At 74.7% G+C, this 3,620-nt stretch carries 2 protein-coding genes; both read left to right on the top strand.

The window, feature by feature from the left end:
• Positions 1-335 precede the first annotated feature (335 nt).
• A complete protein-coding gene (locus ACFVDP_RS15020; RefSeq protein ID WP_383488903.1) occupies positions 336-2,510 on the top strand; it encodes a DEAD/DEAH box helicase in 2,175 nt (724 codons plus the stop codon).
• Between the two features lie 183 nt (positions 2,511-2,693).
• Positions 2,694-3,482, top strand: a complete 789-nt coding sequence (locus tag ACFVDP_RS15015) for a helix-turn-helix transcriptional regulator (protein WP_383488900.1) — start codon at positions 2,694-2,696, stop codon at positions 3,480-3,482.
• The last annotated feature ends 138 nt before the right edge of the window (positions 3,483-3,620 follow it).

Here is a 3,620-nt window from a genome sequence, read left to right as displayed (position 1 = left end):
CCTCTTCCTGCACCCCCTCACTCTACTTGATGATTTCTCGCACGTAAAAAAGGAAGCCCCCGATGCTGCCGCCGCGCCTGCTGGGGCCCCCCCCCCGCGGCCCGGGGCGAGACCGAGCGCCGCCGCGCCGAGGGCGCCGGCGCCCAGCAGGGTTCGTCTGGTGGGACCGGATGCCATGGGAAACCTCTCCTGCAGCGTTCGAGATGTCGACATGGGTTCGATGAGCCGAGCAGAAGGTAGACGTCCGGTCCGCACCGGCCAACGCCCCCGGTGAGAAGATGCGAGGCCGGGCGGGTGGGGGTCGACAGCGGGGCCGAGGAGAGGAGCCGGGGCGGATGGGGCGCGCGGAGCGGGAGGTGGTCGCGGGCGGGGATCGGCTGCACGAGGCGGCGCGGTCGCTGCTGGCCGATCACGAGCGGGCGGTACGGGCCGCGCGGGAGGCGCTGGCGCCGCTCCTCGACGACGAGGTGACGCAGACGCTCGACGCGATGCCGGTGTCCCGGCTCCAGGAGGCGACCGAGGGCAGGCTGCGCCTCGACCCCGTCGAGCGGAGCGGGCTGCGCACGGTGCGGGAGGTGCTCGACGCCGGGCCCGGACGGCTCCAGCAGATCCCCGGTGTGGGACGGGTGACGTCGGTCCATCTCCTGGGCGCGGCACGCCGCCTCGCGGACGCCGTGCGCGAGAGCGCCGCCGTGCACATCGACGTGGACCGGCCCGAGCCGCGGACGACGGCGCTCGTCGCCGCCCTGCACGTGCTGGTGGCGGCGGGCCCGGACGGGCGGCGGGCGGTGACCGAGGCGGGCGGCCTCACCGGGCGGCTCGGCCCGCTCCTGGAGACGGCGCGGCCCGTCGCGGGGCGGCTGCGGATGCTGGTCGCGGGGCGGGACGGGCGGGCCCGGGCCCTGGCGGCCGTGGCCGAGGTGCGCGGGATCACCGAGGAGGCGGCGCGGGCCGGCACCGGCGAGCTGCTGGCCCAGGCGTCCGTGGACCTGCTGCGCGGTCCCGCGTCCGAGGCCGCCGCCTGGGTCGACTTCGAGCTGCGGGCAGCGGAGTACTACGGGGTGCTCGGGGAGATCGCCGGGCAGGCCCCCGACACGGAGGCCGCCGAGGGGTTCCTGCCCGCCGGGATCGCCGACGAGGTGCGCACGCAGCAGCTCACCGACACCGGCCTGCGGGTGTCGCTGCGCGGCTACCAGACGTTCGGCGCGCGCTTCGTGCTGGCCCGGCGCCGGGTGGTCCTCGGCGACGAGATGGGCCTGGGCAAGACCGTCCAGGCACTCGCCGTGCTCACCCATCTCGCCGCCGAGGGGCAGAGCCACTTCATGGTCGTGTGCCCGGCCGGGGTCCTCGTCAACTGGACGCGGGAGATCGAGACGCGCAGCCGGCTGCGCGCCGTCCCGCTGCACGGGCCCGGGCGGCAGGACGCGTTCGCCGACTGGAAGGGGCGCGGCGGCGTCGCGGTCACCACCTTCGACACCCTGCGCGGCTTCCCCACGCCCGGCGGCGGCGAGCTGGGCATGCTGGTCGTCGACGAGGCGCACGCCGTGAAGAACCCGCAGACCCTGCGCGCCCAGGCGGTCGCCGGGTGGGCGGCACGCTGCGAGCGGGTCCTGCTGATGACCGGCACCCCGATGGAGAACCGGGTCACCGAGTTCCGCAGCCTGGTGCGGATGCTGGACCCCGCCCTCGCCGACCGTCTCGACACGGAGGCCGGGCTCGCCGGATCGGTGGCCTTCCGCACCGCGGTCGCCCCCGTCTACCTGCGCCGCAACCAGGACGACGTGCTCACCGAACTGCCCAGCCTCCAGCACACCGACGAGTGGGAGGAGCTGAGCACGTCGGACGAGCGGGCCTACCGCGACGCGGTGGCCGCGGGGAACTTCATGGCGATGCGCCGCGCCGCCTACGCCCGCCCCGAAGGGTCCGCCAAGCTCCAGCGGCTGCGCGACCTCGTACGGGAGGCGGGTGAGAACGGCTCCAAGGTGGTGGTGTTCTCGTACTTCCGCGATGTCCTGGACGCGGTGCACGACGCTCTCGACACCGAGGCCGCCGAACCACGGGTCGGCGGCCCGGTGTTCGGACCGCTGACCGGAGGTGTGCCGCCCGCGCGCCGGCAGGCTCTCGTCGACGCGTACTCGGCCGCCTCGGGGCCCGCCGTCCTGGTGGCGCAGATCCAGGCGGCGGGCATCGGGCTCAACATCCAGGCCGCGTCCGTGGTGATCCTGTGCGAACCGCAGATCAAGCCGACCCTGGAGCACCAGGCCGTCGCCCGCGCGCACCGGATCGGACAGGTCAGAACGGTCCGGGTGCACCGGCTGCTCGCGCCGGGCGGTGTCGACGAGCGCATGGTGCGGATCCTCACCACCAAGGACCGGCTGTTCGACGCGTACGCCCGGCGCAGCGCCACGGCGGAGGCGAGCCCCGACGCGTTCGACGTGTCGGACGCGGAGCTGGCCCGCCGGATCGTGGCGGAGGAACGGGACCGCCTCGGCGTGCGCGACGCGTCGTAGCCGCGCGCCGGCGGCGTGCGCTCACGCCGTTCACGCCCGATTCCCCGAACGCCCCTGCCTTCAGCACCTCTTACGAGTGATAACTGCCCGTGATGGCGAACCTCGGCGGCGGCGGTCCGCATCATCACCCATGTCCGCATCCGCACCAACTGCCTGGACGGCAGCGCCGACGACGGGGAGACCATGGCATCGGACCGGGGGCACGAAATCACGCACCGTGACGACCTGCGCGACACGCAGCTGAGCGCCCTGTTGACGCGCAGGAGACAGACGCTGGGGCTGACCGTGGAGCAGGCGGCGCGCGCCACGGGCCTGCCCGAGCACCGCTACAGCGCGCTGGAGGACGGCGCGGGGCACGGCATCGACCTCGGCGGCCTCAAGCGTGTGGCGGGCGGCCTCGGCCTGACCGGGCAGCTGCGGGAGACCTTCCTGCTGCTCGCGGCGGAGCCGGACGTCAGCCCGTACGACCTCGTGGAGCGACGCCGGCCCACCATCGAGGAGCTGGCCCACATCGACCTGATGGAGCCCAATCCAGCCCTGATCACGGACCACGCATGGACCGTGCTGGCGGCGAACGCGTCGGTGGCGCGGCTCTTCACCGACCCGGCCGAGACGCCGGACGGGCCTCCCAATCTGGTGCTGTGGCTGCTCACCGAGGAAGCTGCGCGGCGGTTCGCCGACATCGACGAGGTCCGCGCCGACGCCGTCGCCCGGGTCCGCGCGGCCCTCGCCCAGATCCCGGCCGACGCCCCGCTGCGGACCCTCGCGGGCCGGATCGCCGCCGATCCGGTGGGCGCCCGGCTGTGGCGCTCCCGCTCGCCCCGGCTGCCGTCCGAGGCGTGGGCGCGACGGTTGCGGCATCCGCTGTACGGGGAGGCTTCGGTGCTGGTGACGACGTCACGGCTGCCTGGTGGGCTCCAGTTGATCGTCCATCACGCGGCGCATCTGATCCAGAGCCCGGCGCCCCGCTGATCGCGGAGATCCCGGCTTGTCGTTCGTCTGACGGCCGGCGGCCGCGTCTCGCGGAGGTCCCCCCCTCCCCCCCCCACGAGCCCTCCTCCGCCCCCCCACGCCAACAAACCCGCCCCCCCCACCCCCCACGCCCCACAC

Source organism: Streptomyces sp. NPDC057694 (assembly GCF_042799415.1).
In the GTDB taxonomy this organism is placed as follows: domain Bacteria; phylum Actinomycetota; class Actinomycetes; order Streptomycetales; family Streptomycetaceae; genus Streptomyces.
The sequence above is the reverse complement of the archived record's forward strand: the minus strand, read 5'-3'. Positions and strand labels throughout refer to the sequence as shown.